Source organism: Chryseobacterium salviniae, from assembly GCF_035819015.1.
Taxonomy (GTDB): domain Bacteria; phylum Bacteroidota; class Bacteroidia; order Flavobacteriales; family Weeksellaceae; genus Chryseobacterium; species Chryseobacterium salviniae.
In genome coordinates this window covers 1-26,586 of record NZ_JAYLAA010000018.1, presented here as the reverse complement: position 1 = coordinate 26,586, position 26,586 = coordinate 1, and the positions used below count along the sequence as shown (strand labels likewise).

23 protein-coding genes and 1 pseudogene are annotated in these 26,586 nt (G+C 42.2%); 16 read left to right on the top strand and 8 right to left on the bottom strand.

What is annotated here, in order from left to right; all coding sequences use genetic code 11:
- Positions 1–168 precede the first annotated feature (168 nt).
- The 5 genes from SOP96_RS03970 to SOP96_RS03950 all read right to left on the bottom strand — a co-directional run bounded on the left by SOP96_RS03970 (position 169) and on the right by SOP96_RS03950 (position 5,300).
- Positions 169–507 (bottom strand): four-helix bundle copper-binding protein, encoded by a 339-nt coding sequence (locus tag SOP96_RS03970; protein WP_066436100.1) that lies wholly within the window; start codon positions 505–507, stop codon positions 169–171.
- Positions 508–757: 250 nt separating this feature from the next.
- Positions 758–1,147: a hypothetical protein gene (locus SOP96_RS03965; RefSeq protein ID WP_066436101.1), complete on the bottom strand. Its 390-nt coding sequence runs from the start codon at positions 1,145–1,147 to the stop codon at positions 758–760.
- 48 nt (positions 1,148–1,195) lie between these two features.
- Positions 1,196–2,146, bottom strand: a complete 951-nt coding sequence (locus SOP96_RS03960) for a cation diffusion facilitator family transporter (protein ID WP_066436104.1) — start codon at positions 2,144–2,146, stop codon at positions 1,196–1,198.
- Positions 2,147–2,234: 88 nt separating this feature from the next.
- Positions 2,235–4,646, bottom strand: a complete 2,412-nt coding sequence (locus SOP96_RS03955) for a heavy metal translocating P-type ATPase (protein ID WP_066436105.1) — start codon at positions 4,644–4,646, stop codon at positions 2,235–2,237.
- Between the two features lie 90 nt (positions 4,647–4,736).
- On the bottom strand, positions 4,737–5,300 hold the full coding sequence (locus SOP96_RS03950) for a helix-turn-helix domain-containing protein (RefSeq protein WP_066436106.1): 564 nt from the start codon (positions 5,298–5,300) through the stop codon (positions 4,737–4,739).
- A 229-nt stretch (positions 5,301–5,529) separates the two neighbouring features.
- Between SOP96_RS03950 and SOP96_RS03945 the strand changes: the two genes are divergently transcribed.
- The 8 genes from SOP96_RS03945 (at position 5,530) to SOP96_RS03910 (ending at position 17,861) form a co-directional block, all read left to right on the top strand.
- Positions 5,530–6,375: an RteC domain-containing protein gene (locus tag SOP96_RS03945; RefSeq protein WP_066436109.1), complete on the top strand. Its 846-nt coding sequence runs from the start codon at positions 5,530–5,532 to the stop codon at positions 6,373–6,375.
- A 262-nt stretch (positions 6,376–6,637) separates the two neighbouring features.
- Positions 6,638–6,991: a helix-turn-helix domain-containing protein gene (locus SOP96_RS03940; protein WP_109568748.1), complete on the top strand. Its 354-nt coding sequence runs from the start codon at positions 6,638–6,640 to the stop codon at positions 6,989–6,991.
- An 11-nt stretch (positions 6,992–7,002) separates the two neighbouring features.
- Positions 7,003–7,311: a helix-turn-helix domain-containing protein gene (locus tag SOP96_RS03935; protein ID WP_002978404.1), complete on the top strand. Its 309-nt coding sequence runs from the start codon at positions 7,003–7,005 to the stop codon at positions 7,309–7,311.
- A gap of 85 nt (positions 7,312–7,396) precedes the next feature.
- The gene (locus SOP96_RS03930) at positions 7,397–8,875 is read left to right on the top strand and encodes a DUF3945 domain-containing protein (protein WP_213189188.1); all 1,479 of its coding nucleotides are present in this window, start codon (positions 7,397–7,399) and stop codon (positions 8,873–8,875) included.
- Positions 8,876–8,881: 6 nt separating this feature from the next.
- A complete protein-coding gene (locus SOP96_RS03925; protein ID WP_213189189.1) occupies positions 8,882–10,975 on the top strand; it encodes a type IA DNA topoisomerase in 2,094 nt (697 codons plus the stop codon).
- Positions 10,965–11,846: an ORF6N domain-containing protein gene (locus SOP96_RS03920; protein WP_109568747.1), complete on the top strand. Its 882-nt coding sequence runs from the start codon at positions 10,965–10,967 to the stop codon at positions 11,844–11,846. The genes SOP96_RS03925 and SOP96_RS03920 overlap by 11 nt, the downstream gene beginning before the upstream one ends.
- A 146-nt stretch (positions 11,847–11,992) precedes the next feature.
- Positions 11,993–12,430, top strand: a complete 438-nt coding sequence (locus SOP96_RS03915; RefSeq protein WP_066434609.1) for a DUF1896 domain-containing protein — start codon at positions 11,993–11,995, stop codon at positions 12,428–12,430.
- The gene (locus tag SOP96_RS03910) at positions 12,417–17,861 is read left to right on the top strand and encodes an N-6 DNA methylase (RefSeq protein WP_213189190.1); all 5,445 of its coding nucleotides are present in this window, start codon (positions 12,417–12,419) and stop codon (positions 17,859–17,861) included. Before SOP96_RS03915 ends, SOP96_RS03910 begins: the two co-directional genes overlap by 14 nt.
- Positions 17,862–17,926: 65 nt before the next feature.
- Here the strand turns inward: SOP96_RS03910 and mobC are convergent, their stop codons facing one another.
- The 3 genes from mobC to mobA all read right to left on the bottom strand — a co-directional run bounded on the left by mobC (position 17,927) and on the right by mobA (position 21,752).
- A complete protein-coding gene (gene mobC / locus SOP96_RS03905; RefSeq protein ID WP_109568746.1) occupies positions 17,927–19,924 on the bottom strand; it encodes a conjugal transfer protein MobC in 1,998 nt (665 codons plus the stop codon).
- Positions 19,925–20,025: 101 nt separating this feature from the next.
- On the bottom strand, positions 20,026–21,312 hold the full coding sequence (gene mobB / locus SOP96_RS03900; RefSeq protein ID WP_066440843.1) for a conjugal transfer protein MobB: 1,287 nt from the start codon (positions 21,310–21,312) through the stop codon (positions 20,026–20,028).
- Between the two features lie 8 nt (positions 21,313–21,320).
- Entirely contained in the window at positions 21,321–21,752 is a 432-nt protein-coding gene (gene mobA / locus SOP96_RS03895; protein WP_066440844.1) for a conjugal transfer protein MobA, read from the bottom strand.
- Positions 21,753–22,518: 766 nt separating this feature from the next.
- On the opposite strand from mobA, the gene SOP96_RS03890 reads away from it, so the two are divergent.
- The 8 genes and pseudogenes from SOP96_RS03890 to SOP96_RS03855 form a co-directional block, all read left to right on the top strand.
- Positions 22,519–23,286, top strand: a complete 768-nt coding sequence (locus SOP96_RS03890; protein ID WP_312768704.1) for a ParA family protein — start codon at positions 22,519–22,521, stop codon at positions 23,284–23,286.
- 5 nt (positions 23,287–23,291) lie between these two features.
- Entirely contained in the window at positions 23,292–23,741 is a 450-nt protein-coding gene (locus tag SOP96_RS03885; protein ID WP_312768702.1) for a DUF3408 domain-containing protein, read from the top strand.
- An 11-nt stretch (positions 23,742–23,752) separates the two neighbouring features.
- A complete protein-coding gene (locus SOP96_RS03880) occupies positions 23,753–24,025 on the top strand; it encodes a DUF3408 domain-containing protein (RefSeq protein WP_312768701.1) in 273 nt (90 codons plus the stop codon).
- 11 nt (positions 24,026–24,036) lie between these two features.
- Positions 24,037–24,309, top strand: coding sequence for a DUF3408 domain-containing protein (locus SOP96_RS03875; protein ID WP_312768700.1), 273 nt, complete (start codon positions 24,037–24,039; stop codon positions 24,307–24,309).
- Between the two features lie 2 nt (positions 24,310–24,311).
- The gene (locus SOP96_RS03870; protein WP_312768699.1) at positions 24,312–24,953 is read left to right on the top strand and encodes a conjugal transfer protein TraD; all 642 of its coding nucleotides are present in this window, start codon (positions 24,312–24,314) and stop codon (positions 24,951–24,953) included.
- Between the two features lie 37 nt (positions 24,954–24,990).
- Complete coding sequence (locus SOP96_RS03865; RefSeq protein ID WP_312768697.1) at positions 24,991–25,779, top strand: hypothetical protein; 789 nt, start codon at positions 24,991–24,993, stop codon at positions 25,777–25,779.
- Between the two features lie 200 nt (positions 25,780–25,979).
- Positions 25,980–26,284, top strand: a pseudogene (locus tag SOP96_RS03860) (DUF4134 domain-containing protein).
- A gap of 11 nt (positions 26,285–26,295) precedes the next feature.
- Positions 26,296–26,586, top strand: a 291-nt coding sequence (locus tag SOP96_RS03855) for a DUF4133 domain-containing protein (protein WP_326319940.1), incomplete at its 3' end; no start/stop codon positions are given.

The following is a 26,586-nucleotide window of genomic DNA, read 5'->3' as shown; positions in this document are numbered from 1 at the left end:
TCTATTTGAGATTTTATTTTGTTATCTGATAGTGCAAATTTCAGTACATAAGGTCACTTCCTCATTACGCTTTTCCCTGTTTGATTTGTGATATTTACTGATTGGACAGGGCACAAAAAAGAGGGCTGCAATAACCCTCTAAATTTTAAACAAAAAAAAATGCCAGTATTACGCTGCCATTTCCTCACAAGCCTTTGCACAAGCTCTGCACGCTTCTGCACATTCTTTACAATGCTCCATACCCATTGCAGCGTGTTTCTCACACTCTTCAGCACAAGCGTTGCAAATGTCAGCACATAGTTTGCAAATCTCTTTGCTAAATTTACCATCAAGACTTAATACGTTTGCTGCCGCTTGGCAAATAGCTGCACATTCCAGGTCTAACTGGATACATTTCTTTACGTGTGCAACATCATCTTCATTTAAACAAGCAATGGCACATTGGTTACAGATAGCTACGCACTTCAGGCAAGCCTCGATACACGATTGAAATTTTGTTTGTATCATAATATAAAATTTAAAAAATTAAGAAATAGATTTTATACTGTTTCTAACAAATATCAGTCCCTTGCAAAAGAAATGCTTTGTAAAATTCCTTGTTTGAATTGTAAGATTTACTGATTTGATATTTCGTAATATAAGGCTATATAAATAAAACCTACCTAATATTATTTCTGTAAAGAATTAGAATAAAAAAAACGACAGTCCCAATTAAGGAACCGCCGTTTTAGCAAACGCAATAAAGCTAAGTTCTACATTATTTTTTCAGTTTGTCGGCAGGAGGATTGTAATCAGACAATGTTGTTACCCTTACGGTATCAACCCCGGTAATATCCCAAGTGATAGGTATCATAGTCATATACTCACATTTCGGACACATATCACCCTCTGAACCTATCATTTCTTTATGACCGGGACAGCCTGTAATCAAATGTCCGTGGGCATCAATCAGCTCGCCTTTTTCGTTCCTGTCTTTTGCTGTAATTTTTTCGGCGGGTTTTTCAACCACCTGTTCCGTAGCGTGGTCGTGCCCGTCGCCCTCGGTGTGTGCGTGTCCGTCTTTTGCTGTTTTGGTATCGCCCCCGCAAGATGCTAAGAAAATCGCTAAGGAGGCAAATACGCCTATCAATAATTTGTTCACTTTCATTTCTATTTATTTTTTAGAGATTAAAAACTTGATTTTATTCCAGTAAGATTAATGATTATGATGGTCGTGTGCTGACGGTTCAGCCTTTACAATACATAGCACCGAATTATCGTGTAGATGTGCTGGTGTTTCCAACTGGATGGTAACGTGATGGATATTCATATGCTCTAATTCGTGTTCTACTTTACGAAGTAATATTTCACTTTCTTCGATAGTCATTTTTTCATTTACAACGGCGTGGCACGTAAGTGCATTCAATCCACTTGTAATTGTCCAAATATGCAGGTCGTGAATACTTTTAATACCATCGGTTTTAAGGATTTTTTCATTGACCTTATCCACTTCAACATTTTCGGGTGTGCCTTCCATCAATACGTGTACCGATGATTTAGTAACTAAATACCCACTTCTCAATACCAGTATCGAAACAATAACGCTTGCCAACGGGTCTGCCCACCCCCAACCGAAAAACATAATGAGCAACGCTGCGATAATTGCACCAACCGAACCGAGCATATCACTGATGACGTGCAGGTAGGCTCCACGCATATTGAGGTTTTCCTTTACGTCAGCACCACGCATCATTATCCAGGCTACAAGCACATTAACCAATAAGCCTACAATTGCTACAATGAGCATACCTCCTGATTGAATTTCCGGTGGGCTCTGAAAGCGTTCTATCGCCTCGTAAATGATATAAACTGAAATCAGGATAAGTGTTGCACCGTTGATAACTGCTGCAAGTATTTCAAAGCGCTTATAGCCGTAGGTCTTACTGTAATCGGCTATTTTACTGCTGAACTTAAAGGCCATCAGCGCAATGAAAAGCGATATTGCATCACTCAACATATGTCCGGCATCGGCTAATAAGGCAAGGCTGTTTGTCAGAAAACCTCCCACTACCTCCACTACCATATATGTAGTGATGATTACCAAGCTAATGGTCAGGGTCTTTTTATTCGCAGTATGCGAGTGGCTGTGTCCGTGGTCTTGTCCCATATTTACTTGTGATTATTGTTTCACTGCTGCAAATATCAGCAGCAAAACGTTTCTATCTATTTTAATATTCTTTGTGTGATTTATCGGTTTACTTCTTCCATTTCAAACGTAAACTGTTACTTACCACACTTACACTACTCAACGCCATTGCGGCTCCGGCAATCATTGGGTTTAGTAAGAAACCATTGATTGGGTAAAGAATACCTGCTGCAATCGGAATACCTATAAGGTTATAGATAAATGCCCAAAACAGGTTCTGCTTAATGGTTGATACGGTTTGTTTTGATAGTCTTATGGCTTGAGGTATTTTGGTAAGGTCTGATGAAATAATGGTCATCTTCGCCACGTCCATTGCGATATCCGAACCTTTACCCATTGCGATACTTACATCGGCAGTTGCCAGTGCTGTACTGTCATTGATACCGTCGCCAACCATTGCTACTACTTTGCCTTGCTGTTGCAGTTCTTTCACAAAATCAGCTTTGTGCTGTGGCAAAACTTCGGCTTTGTAATGCTTGATACCAGTTTGCTCGGCGATAGCTTTGGCGGTAGCCTCATTATCTCCCGTCAACATATACAGTTCGATATCCGCATCCTGCATTTCTTTGATAGCCTGTACCGATGTCTCTTTAATTTTGTCGGAAATAGCGATTACAGAAAGAGCTTGTTTACTGTTTGCAAACCATATAACGGTTTTAGACTGTGTGCCCCATTCGTCCGCCTGCTTTTGCAGTTGGTCGGCAATGGTAATGTTGTTTTCGGCTAACAGTTTTTTATTACCTACATAGTAAGTGTCGCTGTTGTAATCGGCTTTTGCGCCTTTACCTGTTATACTGTCGAAGTTTGATAATAAAGTTGTAGAAACGCCCTCCAAATTTTTCACAACGGCTTCCGCTAATGGGTGCTCCGATTGCTTTTCAATGCTCAATAAAACATCTTTCGTCGCATCGTCATTGTTCAGCCATTGGATGCCTGTAACCTGTGGTCTTCCCTCGGTAATCGTACCTGTTTTATCCAGCACGATAGCGTTTACTTTCTTCGCTAATTCCAAACTTTCCGCATCTTTAATCAGGATGCCGTTTTCTGCACCCTTACCAACGCCCACCATAATAGCGGTAGGAGTAGCCAAGCCTAAAGCACAAGGACAAGCAATAACCAATACAGTAACGGCTGCTAAAAGACCTTGTACAACACCATTCTCGCCTCCTAAGAAGAACCAAAGAATAAATGTCAGGATAGCAATACCGATTACTACCGGAACGAAAATACCTGCGATTTTATCCACCAGTTTTTGTACGGGTGCTTTACTTCCCTGTGCATCCTGCACCATTTTGATGATTTGGGCAAGCATTGTTTCTTTACCCACTTTTACCGCCTTGAACTGGAAGCTACCTTTTTGGTTGATGGTTCCGGCAAATACCTTTTCGTTTTCCTTTTTCAGTACCGGAACAGGTTCGCCGCTTAGCATACTTTCATCTACATACGAATTGCCCGATACAACTGTACCATCCACCGCAATTTTTTCGCCCGGCTTAACCAAAATAATATCGCCTGCGTTTACATCTTCGATGGCTTTTTGTCTTTCCGTGCCGTCTGCTTCTATTACGATAACCGTTTTCGGTTGCAAGCCCATCAGCTTTTTAATGGCTGATGAGGTATTGCCTTTGGCTTTTTCTTCCAATAGCTTGCCCAATAAAATAAAGGCAACGATTACGGCTGCGGCTTCAAAGTACACGTGTGCGTGTAAACCTCTTTGATGCCAAAAGTCCATAAACAGCATATTGAATACGCTGAATATATAGGCGATACCTGTACTCAATGCGACAAGTGTGTCCATATTGGCAGAACGGTGTTTCGCCTGCTTCCACGCATTGATAAAGAAGTCTTTACCTAACCATAAAACTACCGGAGTGGCGAATGCCCACATTATTTCATTACCGTAAGGCATATCCATAAAGAACATACCGATAATGACCACCGGTAGCGATAGGATTACTGCCCAAATGGTTTTGTTTTTAAGTTTTCTGAATTTTTCGGCGTGGATAGCTTCTAAAGTTTCCTGTTGCTTGCTCTCGTCTTCGAGCAATAGGTCATAACCGCCGTCCTGTACCGCTTTCCTGATTTGCTCGGAATTGGTTATATTCGGCAGGAATTCAACGTTGAGGTTTCCCGTACCGTAATTCACTTCGGCACTTACTACGCCCGGCGTATATTTTGCCATACTCTCGGCACTGCCTGCACAAGATGCACAGGTCATACCTAAAACGGGATAAGTCTTTTTAACAGTGGGAACGCCGTAGCCTAAATCTTTAATTGCTTTTACAGCTTCGCCTACTACCTCGTTATCATTAACGGTAATAGCCGCCCTGCGGTTATTTAGCTCTACTTTGTGGGTTTCTACGCCTTTTACCTGTGCCAGTCCTTTTTCGACGATTAATGCACAGTGCTCGCTTTCTACATCCTCTAAAGGAATGTAAATTGTTTCTTTATTGGTTGCCATATCTCGATTGCTTTATTTTCATAATGCAAAGGTGGCAACAATAAAGAGGAGTTCTATTGTGAAATTCTGGGTTTGATTTGTAAGATTTACTTAAACCTTATCCAGTGGCTTGCGCTTGTCTTCCCTTATCTGCTTGAAATGGCTCGGTGTAAGCCCTGTTACTTTCTTGAACTGGTTGCTCAAATATGCCACGCTCGAATAATTCATACGGTCGGCAATCTCGCTTAACGACAGCTCATCGTACACCAACAGTTCTTTTATCTTTTCTACTTTCTGTGCGATAAAGTACTTCTCAATGGTCGTACCCTCAATATCGGAAAACAGGTTGCTAAGGTAGTTGTAATCGTGGTGCAGCGCATCGCTCAACACATCCGAAAGATTGGTTTTCGCATCGTTGTCCTGATGGTGCACCAGGTCAATGATAACGTTCTTTATTTTCTCAATCATCCGGCTCTTCTTGTCGTCGATGACCTGAAAACCCAAAGGGTCTAAAACGTTTTCCAATGCCTCACGCTCTGCTGTGGTTAAATCTTTTTTAAGGATTATTTCGCCCAGTTTTATATTGGTAGCCTCTATGCCGAGTTTGTCGAGTTCGTTCTGAACTACGAGAATACAACGGTTGCAGACCATATTTTTGATAAATAATGTACTCATATTTCGCTAAATCACAATTCATTTTGTTGCATCAATACGCAACCACAAATTTAAGATTAAAAATTAAGTATTTATTGATTATGAGTGACTAAGTGATGCAAACGACGGTTTTCATAGGGGAAAATAGCTAAAATATTCCCCATTGTAGGGGAATATTGGCGGTTAAAGTGCTGTTTATTAATAACATTTGCTAAGGTACTCTGATATTGATAACGTAATCCTCCCTACTATGAGAAAGTTATTAGGAACTATTGTTACCGAAATTCAGGAGCAGGAACGGAAACTGTCAATTACGTGCTCGGGGCTAATTGAAGAGGCTTTTCAAATGACGGTCTTTCTTCAGGAGCTATTGGTTTCGGCAAAAGAATGTGTGCTAAGTTCGGAATTTGAGAACGATGCAAAAGAGATTGAGTTCTTTAAAATGATTAAGCCCCAAATCCTGGGCAAACTCATCTATTATAACAAGCTCTACCGGATAGAAACCTCGTGCCCGGTCAATAACGGGAAAATATATCATAACTATTTCTCGAACCATTTAACGGAGCTAAAGATTGAGTTTAGGGAACACATCTGCAACTCCCATTTTTATCGCTACTACCGTTCGGGCAGGGTGGATAAAGACCACGAATATTTTAAGCGTGGGCAGATAAACTACCTCGATGGGCTTAATAGTTACGTATTTGAAATCGACCCGCAATTCTCTACCTATTACGATTACAAAGTAGCCCGCATCCTCGCCAACGACCTCTTATACGCCTACCTCTTAACCAAAATCAGCCCCGAAGAAAATTCCGATACATTTTTCAGTAGCGCCAGCGAAATTAAAGAGCTATCCTGGACGGACAGCAAGAATGCTCTGATTGAGCTAACGTATGCCCTCTACGCATCAGGTGCTATTTCAGGAGGTAAGTTAGGCATCCGGAAGCTCACTGCTATTTCACAAGTGTTGTTCCGAATACCACTGACCGATGTGCATCACGCATTCCACCGTATGAAAACCCGTGCAGGCTCTCGCACCTTGTTTTTAGACCAGTTGAAACAAGCACTGGAAGAATATATGGATAAAGACTTATAAACACTCCATCAATAAAGGCTTTGAAAGCAATACGCATTCCGTATTGCTTTTTTTTGTGCCTGCGTTCGCCAATATATGGCAATTGGCGAACGGGCATATTTCCTTATCCCAAAATCGGAAAATCTGCCGAAACGCTTATTTAATAAGGCTTTCCGGCAAATTGTAAAATTTTCAAAAAACCGCTTTTTCAATTGGCAAGCATTGGCGGACAAACACTGCCACAATTCTGAATTTTGCCCTGTGAACATTAAACGACAGCGCAATGAATATAATAACAGTTGACGAAGAAGTGTGGCAGCACCTTAACGAACGGTTGAAAGCCATTAGCGAATATATCCTGAAACTGGAAGATACAAGCTATGATAGTTTGTGGCTCAACAATCACGAAGTCTGCCAGTACCTCCACATCAGCGAAAAAACATTGTGGCGTATGCGCACCAACGGGCAGATAGCCTTTTCAAAAATGTACGGGCAGTATTACTATACGATTGGTGCTATCAAGGAAATGCTTAACGCCAATGCCGTACAAACTACCGATGAGTATGTGGAGCAGCTTATGGCGAAAGGCAAAAGCTACATTAAACAAGGCAGAAAGCTAAAATCAGGTAATAAGTAAAAGTTTTGGGTATGAATATCGACAAAATGGAATTTGTGGCGTGGATGGAACGCATAATGGATAGGCTTGACATTCTCGGCAACCACATAGACGATTTACAAAAGAAGCGCAATAGCATAGACGGAGAAGAATTACTGGATAATCAGGATTTATTACAAATGCTGAAAATCAGCAACCGTTCCCTGCAACGGTATCGCTCCATCGGTAAGCTGCCTTACTATACCATCAGCGGAAAATTGTATTACAAACTATCCGATGTGCATCAGTTCATCAGGGAAAGTTTTAACCCGCCTTTGCCCAAACTGGATGCCAATAAGTGACAAACACTGCCTTTGAGTGCCACATAGTGCAATACGGTGCAGGCTTCCTTTACATTCGACAGCGAACTTTTAAAATTTTCAGAATATGAGTGAAGAAACAACTAATAAACAGGAAATGCCCGAACAGCTTTCGGACATATTACTCGTACTGGATAAAGAAAAAATGAAAATCCAGGCAGTGAAGAGTATCGACGAAAACGGGAAAATGGAAACCGTCGAACCCACGAAGAAAAACCAAAACCAGTTTATGCGTGTGGACAAAAGCGGCGATTTCTTTTCCAACTTCTTTTCCAATTTTTTCAGCCAGTTAAAGAACCCTACAAACTTTACTTTCTTCAAAGTACCCGCCCCTATTGCTGCTGAAAAAGCACAGGAATTACAAAAGCACGTAGATAAGCCCACTCCCGATGGCGAGAAAGTGCTGAAAGAACTCGAAGTAAAGGCAGAACCGCAACAGGACAAAAAACAAGAAAATCAAAATAATATGGCAACAGCACAAACAACAACGGAAACGAGTGAATATCGCTACAAGCCGGAGCAGATTGATTGGGACACAATGAAAAACCTCGGATTAAGCAAAGAGTATCTTGAAAAAAGAAACCTGCTTGACCCTCTATTAAGAGGTTACAAAACCAATGAACTCTTACCGATAGGCATTAACCTCGGCGGTTCTATTCTGCGCACGGATGCCCGCTTGTCTTTACAGCAAGCGGAAGACGGTAATGTTATCGTGGCAATACACGGTATCAAAAAAGAGCCTAACCTCCATTTTGAGTTTTTCGGTCACAAGTTTACGGACGAAGACAAGAAAAACCTGCTTGAAACGGGCAATATGGGGCGTGTAGTCAATTTGGTAAATTCTAAAACGGGCGAACTGATGCCGTCTATTATCAGCATTGACAGGCTTACCAATGATGTAGTGGCATTGCGAACTGATTTCATAAAAATACCTGATGAGTTAAAAGGTGTGAAACTGAATGACGAGCAAAAGCAAACCTTAATGGAAGGCAAACCGCTTTATCTGCAAGGTATGATTTCTACCAAAGGAACAGAGTTTTCTGCAATGGTACAGTTTAATGCGGACAAACGATATGTAGAGTTCCTGTTTGACAGAAGCAATAACCATCAGCAGGCGCAAACCAACCAACAAACCAATCAACAGGGCAATCAGCAGAATAATCAGCAAAGCCAACCGCAGGAAGCTCCGAAAACTTTCAGGGGCAAAGAACTGGACGATGAGCAGTACAACAAATTCAAAGCCGGGCAAACCATATATGTGGAATTGAAAGATAAAAAAGACCAACCCTACAAGGGTTATATCACTTTCGACAAAGATACCGGAAAGACCAACTTTGAATTTCCCGGTCAGTATAAAGCACGGGTAGAAACTGCCGAAACCCATAAAACACAGACTGCCGTTAATTCAGAGGGTAAGACCAATGAAGCAACCAAGAACATCAAAGAGCCTTTGAAGTCCGGGCAACAAAGACCGAAAAATGAAAAGCAGCAGGAACAACAAGAAAAACCCGAAACTCCTGCAAAATCCAAAGGCAGAAAAATGTAATACAGTATGAAAACAATTATAGCAGAAAAACCAAGCGTAGCAAGGGAGATAGCCGGCTTGTTGGGAGCATCTGAAAAAAAGGACGGCTACCTGACAGGTAACGGCTATTTTGTTACGTGGGCATTCGGTCATTTAATAGGACTGGGAATGCCCGAAGATTATGGGATTACGGGATTTGACAAAGCCGCTTTGCCTATATTGCCTAACCCGTTTTTATTGACCGTTCGCAAAGTCAAAAAAGATAAAGGCTATACTGCCGATGCTGGCGCATTAAAGCAACTGAAAGTAATCAAAGAATTGTTCAATAAAAGCGATAGCATTATCGTGGCGACAGATGCAGGTCGTGAGGGCGAACTCATTTTTAGGTACATTTATGAATACCTGAAATGCAACAAGCCGTTTGAACGCCTTTGGATTAGTTCGCTTACAGAAAAGGCAATTAGGCAGGGCTTTGACAACCTTAAAAACGGAAAAGAATTTGACGGGTTATATCAGGCTGCACAAGGCAGAAGCCGTGCCGATTGGCTTGTAGGCATCAACGCTACACAGGCGTTGAGCATTGCCGCAGGCAATGGTATTTACTCGCTCGGAAGAGTGCAAACTCCGACGTTGGCTTTGATATGCAAACGCTATCTCGAAAACAAAAATTTCTCTGTAAAGAAATATTGGCAGATACAATTGCTACATCACAAAGCACAGGTTGATTTCAAAAGTATTTCCGTTACCAAGTGGGATGAAAAGCATCTTGCTGATGATACGCTGAAAGCCATTCAGCGCAATGAAATTGCAACCGTTACATCGGTAGAAACCAAAAGTGTTACAGAACAACCGCCCTTGCTTTTTGATTTGACGGGCTTGCAAAAAGAAGCCAACAAAAGGCTGAAATTATCTGCTGAAGCAACGCTCAATATTGCGCAAAGCCTGTACGAAAAGAAGTTTATTACTTATCCCCGTACCGGAAGCAAATACATACCCGAAGATATGTGGGCAGAAATTCCCAACCTTGTGCGGGCATTGCAGAACCGTGAAGATTGCAAACAAGCCCTTACCAAAATCAAATGGGGACGGTTCAATAAACGTATCGTGAATGACCTCCGTGTAACGGACCATCACGGTTTATTGATTACCGACAAAGTGCCGTCTGTACTGAATGCAGATGAAGATAAGATTTACAATATGATTGCACTTCGCCTGCTCGAAGCCATATCACAAGCCTGTGTCAAAGAGATAACCGATGTATCATTGCAGGTGTTGCACTACGATTTTACGGCAAAAGGTTGTAAAATTCAGGAAGCAGGTTGGCGTTCCATCAAAGGAAGTTTTACCGATGATGGCGAAGAGCCAGTGCAGGAACTACCCGAACTGACTAAAGGCGATGAACTCAAAATAAAAGAAGCTGCCGTTTTGGAAAAGCAGACCAAACCACCAGTCCTTTATACCGAAGCCGGGCTTCTATCGGCTATGGAAACCGCCGGAAAAGAAATTGAAAACGAGGAAGAACGGAAAGCCCTGAAAAATATTGGTATTGGTACTCCGGCTACAAGAGCCGCCATTATCGAAACCTTGTTTACCCGTAATTATATCCAAAGGGATAAGCGTTCTTTAATACCTACAGAAAAAGGATTGCAGGTGTACGGGCTTGTTAAAGAACGCAAGATTGCAGATGTAGCTATGACCGCAGAATGGGAACTGGCATTGCAGAAAATTGAAAACAACGAAGCGGATGCCGGAGCATTTCAAAAGGAAATGGAAACCTATGCGAAATCTATTACCGATGAACTGCTGCAAACTTCTATTGCAAATACTAATCAGCCAAAATTGACCTGTCCGAAATGCAAAAGTCAGCAACTCATCATTCGTGACAAGATTGTGAAATGTTCTGATGAGGCTTGTAATTGGGTGCAGTTCCGTACCGTCTGCGGGGTACAAATCAGTATCGAAAATATTGTAAGCCTTATCAATAAGGGTAAAACGGCTTTAATCAAAGGAATGACGAGCAAAGCCGGAAAGAAATTCGATGCTTATATCGTGCTGAAAGAAAATGCAGAAACCTCCTTTGAGTTTGAAAAAAACAAAAGCAATAAGCGTAATGGAAAATAAATCGTCTATTATACCCAAAGAAATAAGGAACCTGATTTATACTATTCGGGGCAAACAAGTAATGTTGGATAGTGACCTTGCTGCCTTGTATCAGGTGGAAACAAAGAACCTCAACAAAGCCGTAAAACGGAATATCGAGCGTTTTCCTGCTTCGTTCTGCTTTCAACTGACTGAAAAGGAAGTTGAAAACTTGAGGTTCCAATTTGGAACCTCAAGTTTAAATTACGGTGGCAGACGTTATTTACCCTATGCTTTTACCGAACAGGGGGTTGCAATGGCATCTGCCATACTCCGTTCGGACATAGCGGTAAGAATGAGTGTTCAAATAATGGAAGCCTTTGTAGAAATGCGGCGTATGCTCATTAGCAATGCTTCTTTGTTTCATCGGCTAGATAATATTGAATTGAAACAACTGGAAGCCGACCAAAAATTTGAAGAGATTTTTAAGGCTTTGGAAAGCGACAAGCTGCACAGCGAAAAAGGTATCTTTTACAACGGACAGGTTTTTGATGCCTATGCTTTTGTTTCTGATATTATCCGTAGTGCCGGAAGTTCCATTATCCTGCTTGATAATTATGTGGATGATACGGTGCTTACTTTATTGGGTAAGCGCAATGATAATGTAACTGCCACTATCCTTACCAAAAGTATCAGTCACCAGTTACGGTTGGATTTACAACGCTACAACAGCCAATATACTGTAATAGATATTGAGATTTTCTCCGATGCCCACGACCGTTTTTTAATTATTGACAATACAGAGCTTTACCATATAGGGGCATCGCTCAAAGACCTGGGCAAAAAATGGTTTGCCTTTTCTCGAATGGATATTGAAGTCGGCAGGATGCTCCAAATCCTTAACAAGCCATAAAAATGAACCTCTGAATTTTTCAGAGGTTTTTTATTGTCCATTACGCCAAATACCGCCTCTCAAAGCCAAACCCTGCAACATTCACAAAGGCATTTGCTTTCGCTTATAATTTTAGGATTTAAGTAAAATTCTAAACAAAATATAGTATGGACGTACAGCAAAAAGACCTATCGTATTTCAGATTACGACTGCAAGAATTATTAAACAGCAGCTTCCCCGAAAAGGTACACGACCAAAAATTTATAGACCAACGGTCTTCGTGGGCTGCCAACGCTTATGAGGGGGCGTTCCGGTCGGGAAACGCCTTAGAGCAATGCAATGAAATAGCTAATTACATATTGTTTGAGGGCTTACACTTCTCCAAGTTCGACACGGTTTTTAAAGTGGTATGCAATGAGTTTGATACCATAATGGCAGATGAGGAACTGCGACCGTTCGCCCTGAAAATGTTTCCTGTTTGCGAACCTGTATTTGCAGGATATGAATTAACCGATGATTTCATCCACGGGTTTGAGTTCGATTTACTCTATACCGAACTGACCGGAACCATCGCAATATGGATTGAGGAAAATGGGCTTCAGTAAGCGGTTCCATCTCCAACAGAATATTGATGCCCTGCGAATTGTTTTTAAACTGGAAAAGGAGAAACGGCAAGCCACCGTAGGCGAAAGACTGCTAATGATGCAATACAGCGGATTTGGCGGTCTTAAATTCGTTCTGAACCCCTTTGAAAATGAAATAGACATCAATAATTGGAGAAAAACGGAACACGACCTCTTTCCGATTACGCAGGAACTCCACCAACTACTCAAAGAAAATTCCGAAGACGATAAGCAATACCGCAGGTATGTGGATAGTATGAAAAGTTCTGTTTTAACGGCTTTTTATACCCCGCCAGAGGTCATAGATGCCATTTCATCAGCCTTGCGGGATAGCGGTCTGCATATTGATAAATTCCTCGAACCCTCCGCAGGTATCGGCTCATTCATACAATCCTTTTCGGAAAGTCAAAAAGCCAATGTTACTGCCTATGAAAAGGACTTGCTGACAGGCAAGATTTTAAAGCAGCTCTATCCCGAAAGCAATGTACGTGTAAGCGGTTTTGAGGAAATTCCCGAAAGGGAACAAAACAGCTATGATGTAGTAGCCAGTAACATTCCTTTTGGCGATACTTCCGTATTCGACCTTTCTTATTCCCGAAGCAAGGACAATGCAAAAATACAGGCTGCCCGAAGCATACACAATTACTTCTTTCTGAAAGGTGCTGATATGCTCCGTGAGGGTGGTTTGTTAGTTTATATCACTTCACAAGGCATATTGAACAGCCCTAAAAACGAACCCATACGCAGGGCGTTAATGCAGGATAATAATTTGGTATCGGTTGTAAGATTACCTAACAACCTGTTTACAGAATATGCAGGTACGGAAGTGGGAAGCGACCTGATTATCCTGCAAAAAAATACGGCAAAAGAAAATCTGACCGACAGGGAAGATCTGTTTTGCCGAAGCAATCCAACCGAATACAATACACCAGGCAATGCCTTGTTTCAAAACAGTGCAAGGATTGTGCATACAGACTACAAATTAGATACTGACCCATACGGACAGCCTGCCTTAATCTATACGCATAAAAATGGTGTTGATGGGATTGCCAAAGATTTGAAACAAATGCTTTCCGAAGATTTCGGTAAGCATCTGAATTTGGGTTTATACAAAGGCAAACGGAACGATGAGCCTATTATACAAATTCCGATTGAGCCAAAGGTTATACCTCCGGTAATAGAGCCTGTAACCATTCGGCAAAAACTACAACCCGAACCAACTCCGGTAGTCCGTCAGGAAAGCCCGCAGGAATTGAAACAACTAAGCATTTTCGACCTGTTTGAAAGTGCGGGCGAACCTGTTGCCGTAATTGCGTTACCCAAAAGAACTACCCGAAGCAAAAAGCAAAGCACCCGAAAAAGCAGAGATACAATAGGTCGCCAAACCGATCTGTTCAGTGGTGCATTGCAGCAAACCTATATACCGCCAAAAACCAACGGTACTGCTAACGGTACTCCAAAGATAAACAGCAAAAATCAGGAAGCAATTGGCGACCTGTTTTCACAAATAAACGGGAATGGCCAGACTGATAAGTCAGCCGTTCCCAATGCCATTAATAACGCCATTCCCGAACCTACCCCGTATAGTGGCGAACTGCAATCATTCCACCGTAATGATTGCCTTGTTGCGGATAATGGTTGGGTTGGTTATCTGCAAGATGTCGAAAGAAACGAAGAAAAATCATCAGCAACCTTTCATACATTGCAATTACCGACTTTACAAAAAGCAAGAGCCGAAGCCTATATTGCCGTAAGGGACAGTTATATTAACCTCTATCAAAAAGAAGCTGAAAGGCAAACCGAACACAAGGAAGAACGGGAAACGCTGAACCTCCTTTATGATGCCTTTACTAAAAAATACGGCAATCTGAATGCTGCCGACAATGCCAAGCTCATAAAGACAGACAGCGCAGGTAAGGAAATACCGTATCTGGAGCGTATTATCGGGGGCGTAATTCACAAAGCAGATATATTCAGCCGCCCCGTTAGTTTTTCTACTACCACATTAGCAACCGACAATCCCGAAGAGGCTTTAGCGTCATCGCTGAACAAATACGGAAGCGTGGATTTGGATTTTATGTCCGAAATCAGCAGCCTGCCTGCCTATACGCTGAAAGAAGCCTTGCACGGGCGGTTGTTCTACAATCCGCTACAACAGGAATATGAAATTGCTGAACGGTGGATAGCGGGCAATGTTGTTGAGAAAGCAAATGATGTACGAGCATATCTCGAAAACAATCCTGATGATAAGGAAGCCAAAGAAAGCCTTACCGCTTTAGAAGAAGCCCGACCAAGACGGATTGAATTTGAGGAACTTGATTTTAACCTCGGTGAACGGTGGATACCCACGGGAATTTATGCCCGGTTTGCTTCGCATTTGTTTGATGCCGATGTACTGGTTCATTATTCGGAAAGCTCCGACGACTTTTCCGTAAAGTGTCATCAGGGCAATATGCACATTTGGGAAAAATATGCAGTCAAGGCAGAAAGCCGAACATTTGATGGTATTGCGCTGCTCAAACACGCCCTTGTCAATACCACGCCGGATATTACCAAAAAAGTAATGGTTGGCGACCAAGAGGTCAAGGTACGGGATATGGAAGCCATACAAATGGCGAACACCAAGATTGATGAAATCCGTACCGCCTTTACCGACTGGCTACACGCACAGAACGATGAGTTTAAAAACAGGCTGACCGACCAATACAACGATACCTTTAACTGTTTTGTTCGCCCGAACTATGACGGCAGCCATCAGGACTTTCCGGGATTAGACCGAAAGGCAGCAGGTATTGAAGACCTGTATTCAAGCCAAAAGGACACCGTTTGGATGATAAAACTGAACAACGGCGCTATCTGCGACCACGAAGTAGGTGCAGGAAAAACGCTGATAATGTGTACAGCAGCACAGGAAATGAAGCGGTTGGGCTTAGCCCATAAACCAATGATAATTGGGCTGAAAGCGAATATACCTGCCATTGCTGAAGACTACCGCAAAGCCTATCCACACGCTAAAATCCTTTATCCAGGTATTGATGATTTTACACCTCAAAAACGCCTCCGGATTTTCGGGGATATTAAAAACAACGATTGGGATTGTGTGATACTCACGCACGACCAGTTCGGAATGATACCGCAATCGCCCGAAATACAAAAGGAAATCCTCGAAATAGAATTAGACAGCGTAGAGCGCAACCTCGATGCCCTGCAATCGCAAGGTAAGGAAGTAACAAGAGGGATGCTTGCGGGTGTAATCAAAAGGAAAGAAAATCTTGAAGTAAAACTGAAAACACTCCAACACGATATTGAAAACCGCAAGGATGATATTGTGGACTTCAAAATGATGGGTATAGACCATTTGTTTGTGGACGAAAGCCACCAGTTCAAAAACCTGATGTTCAACACCCGTCATACAAGGGTAGCCGGACTGGGTAATGTGGACGGGAGCCAAAAGGCACTTAACCTGCTCTTTGCTATCCGCACCATTCAGGAGCGAACCAATGCGGATATGGGTGCAACCTTTCTTTCAGGTACAACCATCAGCAATTCCTTAACAGAACTGTACCTGCTGTTCAAATACCTGCGCCCTCGTGCATTGGAAAAACAGGGCATTCATTCTTTTGATGCGTGGGCAGCTATCTATGCAAGGAAAACGACCGATTATGAATTTTCGGTAGCCAATAATATAGTCGCTAAAGAGCGTTTCCGCTACTTCATCAAAGTGCCGGAACTGGCACAGTTCTATTCTGAAATCACAGATTACAGGACGGCAAAGGATATTGGTATTGACCGCCCCGAAAAGAATGAGGTATTGTACAATATACCGCCAACGCCCGACCAAGAAGATTTTATCCAAAGCCTGATGCAGTTTGCTAAAACGGGCGATGCTACTTTGCTCGGAAGATTACCGTTATCGCAAAGGGAAGAAAAAGCAAAGATGCTCATTGCTACGGACTACGCCCGTAAGATGTCCCTTGATATGCGAATGGTAAGCGGAATGTATGACGACCATCCCGACAACAAGGCTTCGCATTGTGCGGCAAATATTGCCAAGTATTACAACCAGTTTAATGCACAAAAAGGAACACAGTTCGTTTTCTCTGATTTGGGAACCTACAAGCCAGGCGAATGGAATGTGTACTCCGAAATAAAACGCAAGCTCGTGGAAGACCACGGCATACCTACAAACGAAGTAAGGTTTATTCAGGAAGCCAAAAATGATAAGCAGCGTAAAGACCTCATCAACGGAATGAACGAGGGTAAAATCCGTGTGCTGTTCGGCTCTACCAGTATGTTGGGAACGGGTGTTAATGCACAGAAAAGAGCCGTTGCCGTTCATCATTTAGATACGCCGTGGCGACCGAGCGACCTTGCACAAAGGGACGGGCGGGCTATCCGAAAAGGCAACGAGATAGCCAAATTCTTCGCTGATAATAAAGTTGCTGTGATTATCTATGCCGTTGAAAAATCTTTGGATAGTTATAAGTTCAACCTGCTGTATAACAAGCAACTTTTTATCGACCAGTTAAAGACTAATAACCTAAGCAAAAGAACGATTGATGAGGGAAGTATGGACGAAAAATCGGGAATGAACTTTTCGGAATATGTGGCAATCCTATCAGGAAATACAGACCTGTTGGATAAAGCCAAACTTGAAAAGCAGATTGCCGGATTGGAAAGCGAAAAGCAGGCGTTTAACCGTTCTAAATCCAGTGCCAAATTTAAGGTGCAGGATTATACGGAAATGTTGCAAAGTACCCAATCCCGTTTGAACCGGATGAGTACAGACTGGGAAAACTTGCAGCAACGCCTACAAAAGCATTCAGACGGAACAATCGCAAATCCGGTGCTGTTGGATGGCTTACCGCCGAATGCAAACCCGAAACAAATCGGTACGAAACTCAACCAGATTGCGGATAAAGCTCGTACCGCAGGGCGATATGAAGAAATCGGCAGCTTGTATGGTTTTACGCTGTTGGTTAAAACTGAAATCTCTGAAAAAGAGGGAGCAGATATTAGGGTAAACCGTTTTTTGGTTCAGGGCGAGGGCAACATCAAATACACCTACAACAACGGCATAATGGCGAAAGACCCTGAAACCGCAGCAATGAATTTTTTGAGGGCTTTAGAAAAGCTGCCGGGCTTTATTAAGCAGGAGCAGGAGAAAATTTCTGAAATACAAAAAGACCTGCCCATACTTCAGGAAGTGGTTAACGGTACGTGGGCTAAGGAAAGCCGATTGAGCGAACTTAAAACGGAACTGGCTGCTGTTGAGAGGAAAATACAGCTATCCATTACACCGGAAACAAAAGCAGATACTCCGGAACAAGTGGAAAAGCAGAAAGAAACCCCAATGGTTCAGGAAAGCATTGTACGGGCAAAAGGTATTCATATACCTCGTGGTATATTGTAGTAATATAGCATACGGGCAAAATAAAAGGGAGGTGTTAGACGGTGTTAGACTTCCCTTTTATTTTATCACTCCTGTACCAAATGCTGTAAATCGGGGTCATTCTTGATGCGTTCCATTTCACTTACAACAATATTTAGTATATCTGATTTTATCTGTTTGTAATTGGCTTCAATTTCCTGCTTCATTTTATCTTCACCCTGCTTATCAACAAAGGACAGGATTTCCGGTATTTTCTGATAGGCTTTTGTTTCGGCAGCAACTGTTTCATTATCTACCACAATTTCGGCGTGAAATATTTTTTGCTCGATACGTTCATCAAAGTTATCCGATACAGAACCTACAAACATACCTTGTGTCAAAGTTGAGATTTTTGATGCAGGTATGAGGCTGTCTAACTGTGTGGATATCGAAGTAGATTTATCATTTCTGTTAATGGTCATACTTTGGCGTTTCTGCAACACCTTGCCGAAGCGTTCAGATAAACTTTTTGCCGTTTCTCCAACCACCTGACCACTGAATATATTACCAACCGTGTTCTGTATTACCTTGCTCTCTTTGTCGCCGTAATCCCTCGTTAATTGCGAAAAGTCCTGAAAGCCCAGGCAAACGGCTACCTTATTACTTCTCGCCGTTGCGATAAGGTTATCCAGTCCCCTAAAATAAATTGTGGGCAACTCATCTATGATAACCGAACTCTTTAACTGCCCTTTTTTATTGATGAGTTTTACAATCCTTGAATTGTACAAACCCAAAGCTGCGGAGTAAATATTTTGACGGTCAGGATTGTTACCAACGCATAAAATCTTCGGCTCGTTCGGGTTGTTGATGTCGAGCGTGAAGTCGTCGCCAGTCATTACCCAATAAAGCTGCGGGCTTATCATTCTTGATAAAGGAATTTTTGCAGAAGCAATTTGCCCCTGTAACTGGTCTTGTGCGCCGCCTTGCCAAGCATCCATAAAGGGCGATAAATAATTCTCTAAATCAGGGTATGAGGTAAGAATTGTGAATACGTCCGAATACTTTTTATTCAGTAATTCAATGGCGTGCGGGAATGTGCAATACTTGCCGTTTTCATAGATTTTCAGATACCAAATAATAGCTGCAAGCAAGATAATTGGGCTTTCCACGAAAAAATCCCCTTGCTTCTGTATCCACGACCTGTTGAGGTTCAGCATTATGGTATAAGCTGCTTCGTAAGCATCGGAAATATCCGTCATAAAGTCGGGATTGAGTGGATTGCAACGATGGCTCTTGCGTGGGTCGTCAAAATTTATCACATAGAATTTCGGCTGAATTTTATACTTGTCGCGATGCTTCAGTAAGTGATTGTAGGCAATGGTAGAAAGGTCGTCGAATTTGAAATCGTAGATATACATACTAAAGCCTTTCTCAATCTGCTGCTTGATGTAGTTATTTACGATAGCATAGGATTTTCCTGAACCCGGAGTACCCAACACGATAGATGCCCTGAAAGGATTTACGATGTTTATCCAACCGTTGTTCCATTTGCCCTTGTAGTAAAATTTGGTGGGCAAGTTGACGGAGTATTCATTTTCCATCAGCTTGGTTTCCTGTTGGAAGCTCTCGTTTTCATTATTGAAAACGTCGTCCATAAGGTTAGTACGGAGCAAACGGCTCATCCATACACCTGCCATCAATAAGGAGATATAACCTAAAGAGATGGTAAGGATATACAGAAATGTGCCTGTTGCCGGAGATAGCTTTAATAATGAGGTATTAAGAAAAAACAGCACAAAGCCTACCCCCAAAGCCACATAAATTTTAGACCAGGTTATCTTCTCATTTTTTACGCCTTTCGTTCCTAAGCAACTCAAAGCCAACAAAACCAAAGCAAATGCTTTGGTGTATAAGGTATGTGAGAACAAACCTGCCGTTCTGTCGAAATTGCCCAGTATTTTGTTGATTACTTCCAACGTCCACCCACGTTCTAAAAAGAAACCGTAGCAGAACCAATAAAGGTGCATCAGTACCAAAAGAATACTGACTGCCCGCATAAAAGCCATTATCTTGGCAAGCCCTCTTAAATCGTCTTCTCCCTGCATTATTTTAAGTTTTAATGTTCGGGCGTGAATTTAAAGGCTCTATGGAGTGGCTATAAGAAAGTGGCAGCCAGTGGCGTTGTGTGGCAGTATTTGGCTGATTACTATTTCTGACCTCTTTGGCGTTTGCGTTTCTTCTTCATCTTGTTAGCAAAATCCAATTCTTCATAATCCTCGCCCTGGGCTTCGGGTAGCAAACCGCCCAATGCTTCAATCAAACCGTCTTCGTGTTTTTCCGTAGTTAAGAAATCGAACAAATGGTGTGCTTCTTCCGCAGGAAGATCCGCATCATTTGATGTGGATATTTTGGGTTGCTGTAAAGCAGGTTCTTTTATCTCCGGTTTGATGTTATTGTTCCAATAATCATTAAAGACATTGGCAGAAAGTTCCTTTGCTAAGCGTGAACCGTTCCAAACCGTTTTAGAATTATGGTCTATAAAAGTCATTCCGTAAATGCGACCTGTATCATTCCGGCGTACCACTACGTTAATGCCCTGTTCAGCCAATTGCTTTTTGAAAGCCTGCTCATCGCTCGTTGTTTTCAGGGCAATGGTAGCGGCAGCTTTTAGGGTTTGCTTGCTTGGGTGGTCTTTTAAAGCTGTTTTGCATTTCGCAAAATGCAATTCCAAAGCAGGTAGCCCTGCGCCCTTGCCGAAGAGGGAAGCCTTAAACGGATGCCCGGCTCTTTCGCCTTTTTCATTTAATGGAATGTACAATAAACCCTGCTGCATTTTTCCCTGCAATTCTCCTTCGATTTTCTCGGCGGTAATATTGAAAAGAGATAGCAAGGCATTGTATTCGCCCAAACTTTGGTACTGGTAATAGTTCGGCAGGTGTCGGACTACCGAAGCGATTTGGCTTTTTACATCGCCTGCCCTATAATCTACCGGACGGAAAACCTTATCATTCTGATTGCGCTCTTTATCTGTTGCGGGTATCAACCCGTGTTTTTTTTCCAACTCCCGGCACAGGTTCATAGACCGCATTTTCTCGAACTTATCCGAAATTTTTTTGCCCTGCTCATCAACACAAACCGATACAATATGGATGTGGCTGCGGTCAATATCGGTGTGTTTGAATACTACAAAAGGCTGTTCGCCGTAACCCATTTCACGCATATATTCCTCTGCTATTTCCCGAAATTTATCATCGCTTACCTTGTCATTCGGGTCGGGGTTGAGCGAAATATGCAAAGTATGTTTCTCGGTATTTCGGTTGGCAATCAGATAGGGCGCAAAAGATTGGGCTAATTGTGCAACGGAATAATGCCCGTTAGCGGTTTCAATTATCTTATTGGCGAACAAAATTTGTCCGTTTTCATTTTCTACTTTGAGCTGATTGTACGCCAATGCTCCGTATAAATTCCCGCTTCTGCCAATCTTTGCTATCATTTCTACCGCTATTTTTTGAGGTATTTTGCATCAAATTCCTCGCTCATCTGAATGATTTTTTGACAGAGCATCGCCATTTCAGCCGTTTGTTTTTCCAGTTTGTACAGGAATGCTGCGGCTTTTTTCTCCGAAAAATTCTTGTACAACAGCTTTACAATTTGGTTGTAGTTCACGCCTATGGAACGGAACTGGCTGTGAAAAGAGGTCAGCCGCATATAAAAATCAACTGTTCCTTTGTCAATCTGAATGGTCTTTATGGTCTTGTCAAAGATGCAGGACGTAATAAAATGCGCCTTTACCTGCATACCTGATTTGTCAAAAAGAGCAAGAAAACGGGCGTGTTCCTGCTCGTTAAAGGAAATCGTGTATCGGATGTTCGCCGGGTCTTTTTTCGGGCGGCGTCCGGTCTTCTTCTGTTGCTTATTGTTATTATCATTCATCACTAATCCATTTTAAATCCATACAAAACCCTGACTTCGGAAGGTGTTTTCTGCCCCTGCAAAGGGCAAGTTGTTTTGAGCATCGGAAATCATTCCGAGATGCTCAAAACACAACTTGCCGTGTTCTGTTGAACACAAAAATCCGCCCTGCGGGACGGAATGATTTTAACAGGGAAAAACGGCTCGATGCCGTTGCTGTTAAAGTCCATTTTGTCCATTCGATTTTGCATAAATCCATTAATAAAATTCATTTTACAAAGTAAAGTCCTCTTTCTGAAAGCATTGCAGTGTAACAGAGTGCCAAACACTGCCTTTGAACGCCAAACACTGCCACCTATGTACAACAAGGAAAATAACATTGGTTCTTTGTATCAGATTTCAGGCAGGAACGCTGTCGGACAATCATTCAGAGCGGACTGATAGCATTCAAAAATGCAAACCATTCTGCAAGCCGGATTGCAAGACTTCAAGATTGCAGGATTGCAAGAAAGCAAACGTGATAGACTGACGGCAGGCGAGCACACAAGACAGATTTCCTGAACGTATGCAGGTTTGCAGGAATACAGGAATGACGGCTCTCCTGACTGATAACAAACAAGAACGGGTGCAGTCCTGCCGCATCGCAGAAAGGCAGGCAATCACAAGTTCAGTCAAGCAAGATGGCTGGCTATCCTTCAAGGAAGCCGGAACGAAATCAGGAATGACTGACAGACAGTCCGCAGGATAGAATGCCTGCAAGAAAGTAGAAACTTTAAATTTTTAAGATATGGACACAAAAAAGAAACCTCTGTTCGTTGCCTTTTCTTCTCAAAAAGGCGGCGTTGGCAAAAGCACATTTACAGCACTTGTAGCAAGCCTGCTCCATTACCGAATGGGCTACAATGTAGCCGTGCTGGATTGCGACTATCCACAGTACAGTTTATTGAAAATGCGTGAAAGGGATTTGAAAGCTGTACAGGAAAACGAACACTTTAAGCGGATTGCCCACAGGCAGTTTATGACCATTAATAAGAAAGCCTACACGATAGAGCAATGCAAAGCGGAAACCGCTTTGGGGGAGGCTGAAAACTTAATAAAATCATCCGCCATTCCGTTTGATGTGGTTTTCTTCGACCTGCCCGGAACGGTGAATTCTGCCGGAATACTCCATACCCTTATGGGAATGGATTACATCTTTTCGCCTATCACGGCTGACAGGGTTGTCGTGGAAAGTACACTAAGCTTTACACAGGCGCTTACAGATATTATAATGAAAAGCGGAGGAAGCACCATTAAGGGCATCCACCTGTTTTGGAACCAAGTGGACAGACGTGAAAAATCAGAACTCTATGATTTGTACGGCAAATTCATAGCCGATTTGGGTTTCTCCCTGATGAAGATTTATGTAACGGACAGCAAGCGTTTCAGAAAAGAAAGCGAAGCGATGGAAAAAACGCCTTTCCGTTCTTCTTTGCTACCGCCCGACCAAAGGCTGATGACTGCCTGCCAGTTGGATTTATTTATCCAGGAATTTTTAAGAACCATTGAACTGTAACGATTATGGAAAAAGGAAATAAAAAAAGAAACACGCCTGAAATTGACGAGGAATATGTAATGTCCCTAATGGCTGGCGGTGTCCGCAAAGAGGGAATGCAACAGCCTCCTGAAGAACCTCCCAAAGAGGAAATTAAAGAAGAAATCATCAAAGAAGAAATTACGGAGCCAGTACAGGAGAAACCTGTACAAAGGGAGCGGACAAGAGCCAAGAAAAATTTGGATAGCACTTATGGCGAACGCTTCCTCAATACGCACTCAATGGAAAAGCGGGGCGACAAGAGCATCTATATCCGGCAGGAATACCACGAACGCCTGTCCCGTATCGTACAGGTTATCGGAAAAGATAAGATACCGCTGTATGCGTATCTCGACAATATTCTCGAACATCATTTTGAACTGTTTGAGAAAGCGATTACCGATGATTTTAATGAGAAGTTTAAACCCATTTTTTAAAGCAACGGATTATGAAAACTACAAACAAAAAAACAGACAAAGCCATACGCACGGCTCAATACAAATCCACATTCCTTACACCTACGGAGTTTATGGCAAGAAAAGGGAAAACGGTATATATCAGCAAAGAGTTTCATCAGAAACTGAACTTGCTTGTATTTATGCTCGGTGGTGGCAAGCTGACCCTTGCCGATTATTTGCAGAATTTGCTTCAGCATCATTTTGATGATTTCGGGGCGGAAATGAAAGAGCTTTACGACAAAGCAAACAAACCAACCTTTTAAAAATTACAGCGATGAACAGCAATAGAAAAAATCAGAAAAATAAAGAGCGGAAAAACCCTTATCCCTCTTTATTCCTTATCAACAGATTTCCTTCAGGACGACACGGAAAAGTAGTGTACATACGTCCCGAATACCACGAACGGCTACTTCGTATTGTACAGGTATCAAGAGAGGACAAAGCCACGCTTTACTCTTTAATAGACAACATTCTTGAACATCACTTCAAGGAATTTGGCGAAGATATTATTGATTATTACAACAAACAGAACAAACCAATTTTTTAGCGATGGAAATAGTAATTGTAATATGCCTGTTGATAGTCATTGCCCTGCTTTTGCAGGACAAGATTGTTATTAAAAGAAAGTCGGAACAAAAACCGAAACAGGAAAAAGTCAATCCGAAACTGCCCGATATTATGGGACAACCGAAGCCCGTACGAAGCCAATCAGTGCCAAACACTGCCAATGAAAGCCAAATGGCAGAACCGGAGGTAGATGTTGATAATTTAGACATCGAATACGACGAAAATGAAAACGTCGGCATTCAAATTCCGCAGGAAGAATTGGATAAGGTGTTCAGTAATAATGTACCCGATTTAGCAGAGGAAGAAGAAGATTTGAACAGGTACAGAACTTCCGGTAGCGATGACGGTTTTGCCCAAGGGGTTACCTTTGAAGAACTAAACAACGTGGGGGTGTTGCTCCAAAAAGAAACATTGGAACCAGCCCAAAAGGAAACAGCGATTGATATAGTTCAAAGATTACAGGGAACCGAATTATTTGCTCTACTGGAAAGTTCAATGCAAGGTGCTTCAAGAAAGATTGCCGAGCTTTTGGACAGCACACTTTCATCATCTGATACCGAAACCAGTTCTTCCAATTTGCGGAAGAATGATTTAAGTGATTTTGATATTGCCGATTTCATATAATCCGCATTTCCGAAAATAACGCCCTAAGCATACAGATATGATTAAATCCAAAAACGACCCGGATTATATATTCGAGGAATATAAAGGTTATACCATCGCCAGCCACAAAAACAATGTGGTCGGTAAAGATATAGACAATCTTATCATTGTCTATAAATCTGACGAGTTCCCCAAGCACGGCTATATCATTGGGCTTGATGACAGTAAGCTGTCAGGGCATAGAAAATCCGTACCCAACAATATAGAGGATGCCAAAGCCTATATAGATTGGGCGGTTAAAATACGTGAAGAAAAGGAAATGGCAACACAGCCCGAAAACGCCTATGACTTACGGGTAAACAAAGGAATGTTACCAATCATTGATATTGCCGGGCATACTTTCTATGTGGATATTCGTATGGATATGCTTCGACCTAAAGACGATTTTCTTTCTAAGGGAATTGTTTTCTCCAATATACAGAACTACTATGATGAAGATAAAAGAACCTATACCATTCCGTACAATCCTACAACACACGAATTTCAGGAGCCGGATTATAAAAACATAAAAGAGCTTCCCAAAGATTTAATTGCTGTGGAATTTCCGTCAGAAAGATTACTTGACAGAATTGGCTGGAATAGAAAATATGGTTTTGAATTGACACACGGTTTGGTACATCAGGGTTTGAAATTACAATTTGAAGCAAAGCTAATACCGTGGGAAAAAACCTTTCTCGTGGATTTGATAAAAAGCAATCTGAAAGCGGAAAAGAACCAGCAAAAAACCAAAGAAAAGCAAGAGCCGGACCGACCAAAGAAAAGCAATACAAAAGGTCGAAAAATGTAAATAAATGTATCAGACAGACAACGCCAAACAGTAAAATGCTTGGCGTTTTTTTATTCCAAAACATACCACTATAAAGCCATTGAACGCCAAACACTTCCTCTGACTGCCACTTTACGGTAACGCCTCTTTTTCCACAAGACATTTGTCCCGAAAGCTCGCAAGGTGCGGGATAAACAGTAACAAATTAATGTGTTTCAATTATGGAAAAACAGAGAAAAAAAATTTTGCTGGCAGCCGTGGCAATGCTGTCAGGAATTGGTGCGTTCGCACAGGGAAACGGTTCTGCGGGTATCAACGAGGCTACCCAAATGGTAACAAGTTATTTCGACCCCGCAACCCAATTAATCTACGCCATCGGTGCGGTGGTTGGGCTCATCGGAGGCGTAAGGTGTACAACAAATTCAGTTCCGGCGACCCTGATACGAGCAAGACCGCAGCTTCGTGGTTCGGTGCGTGTATCTTCCTGATTGTTGCCGCTACTATCCTGCGTTCATTCTTCCTTTAATCCGTTGCCTTATGAATTACAATATCAACAAAGGCATCGGCAGGACGGTGGAATTTAAAGGGCTGAAAGCGCAATACCTGTTCATTTTCGCAGGTGGGCTACTTGGTACGCTTATCCTCGTGATGATACTGTATATGGCAGGCGTAAACTCTTACATCTGCCTATTCCTCGGAGCAGGCGGTGCTTCGCTCATTATATGGCAGACCTTTTCGTTGAACAGGAAGTATGGCGAACACGGGCTGATGAAAATTGCAGCCAATAAAAGGCATCCCCGCTACATCATCTGCCGCAAGCCTGTACAC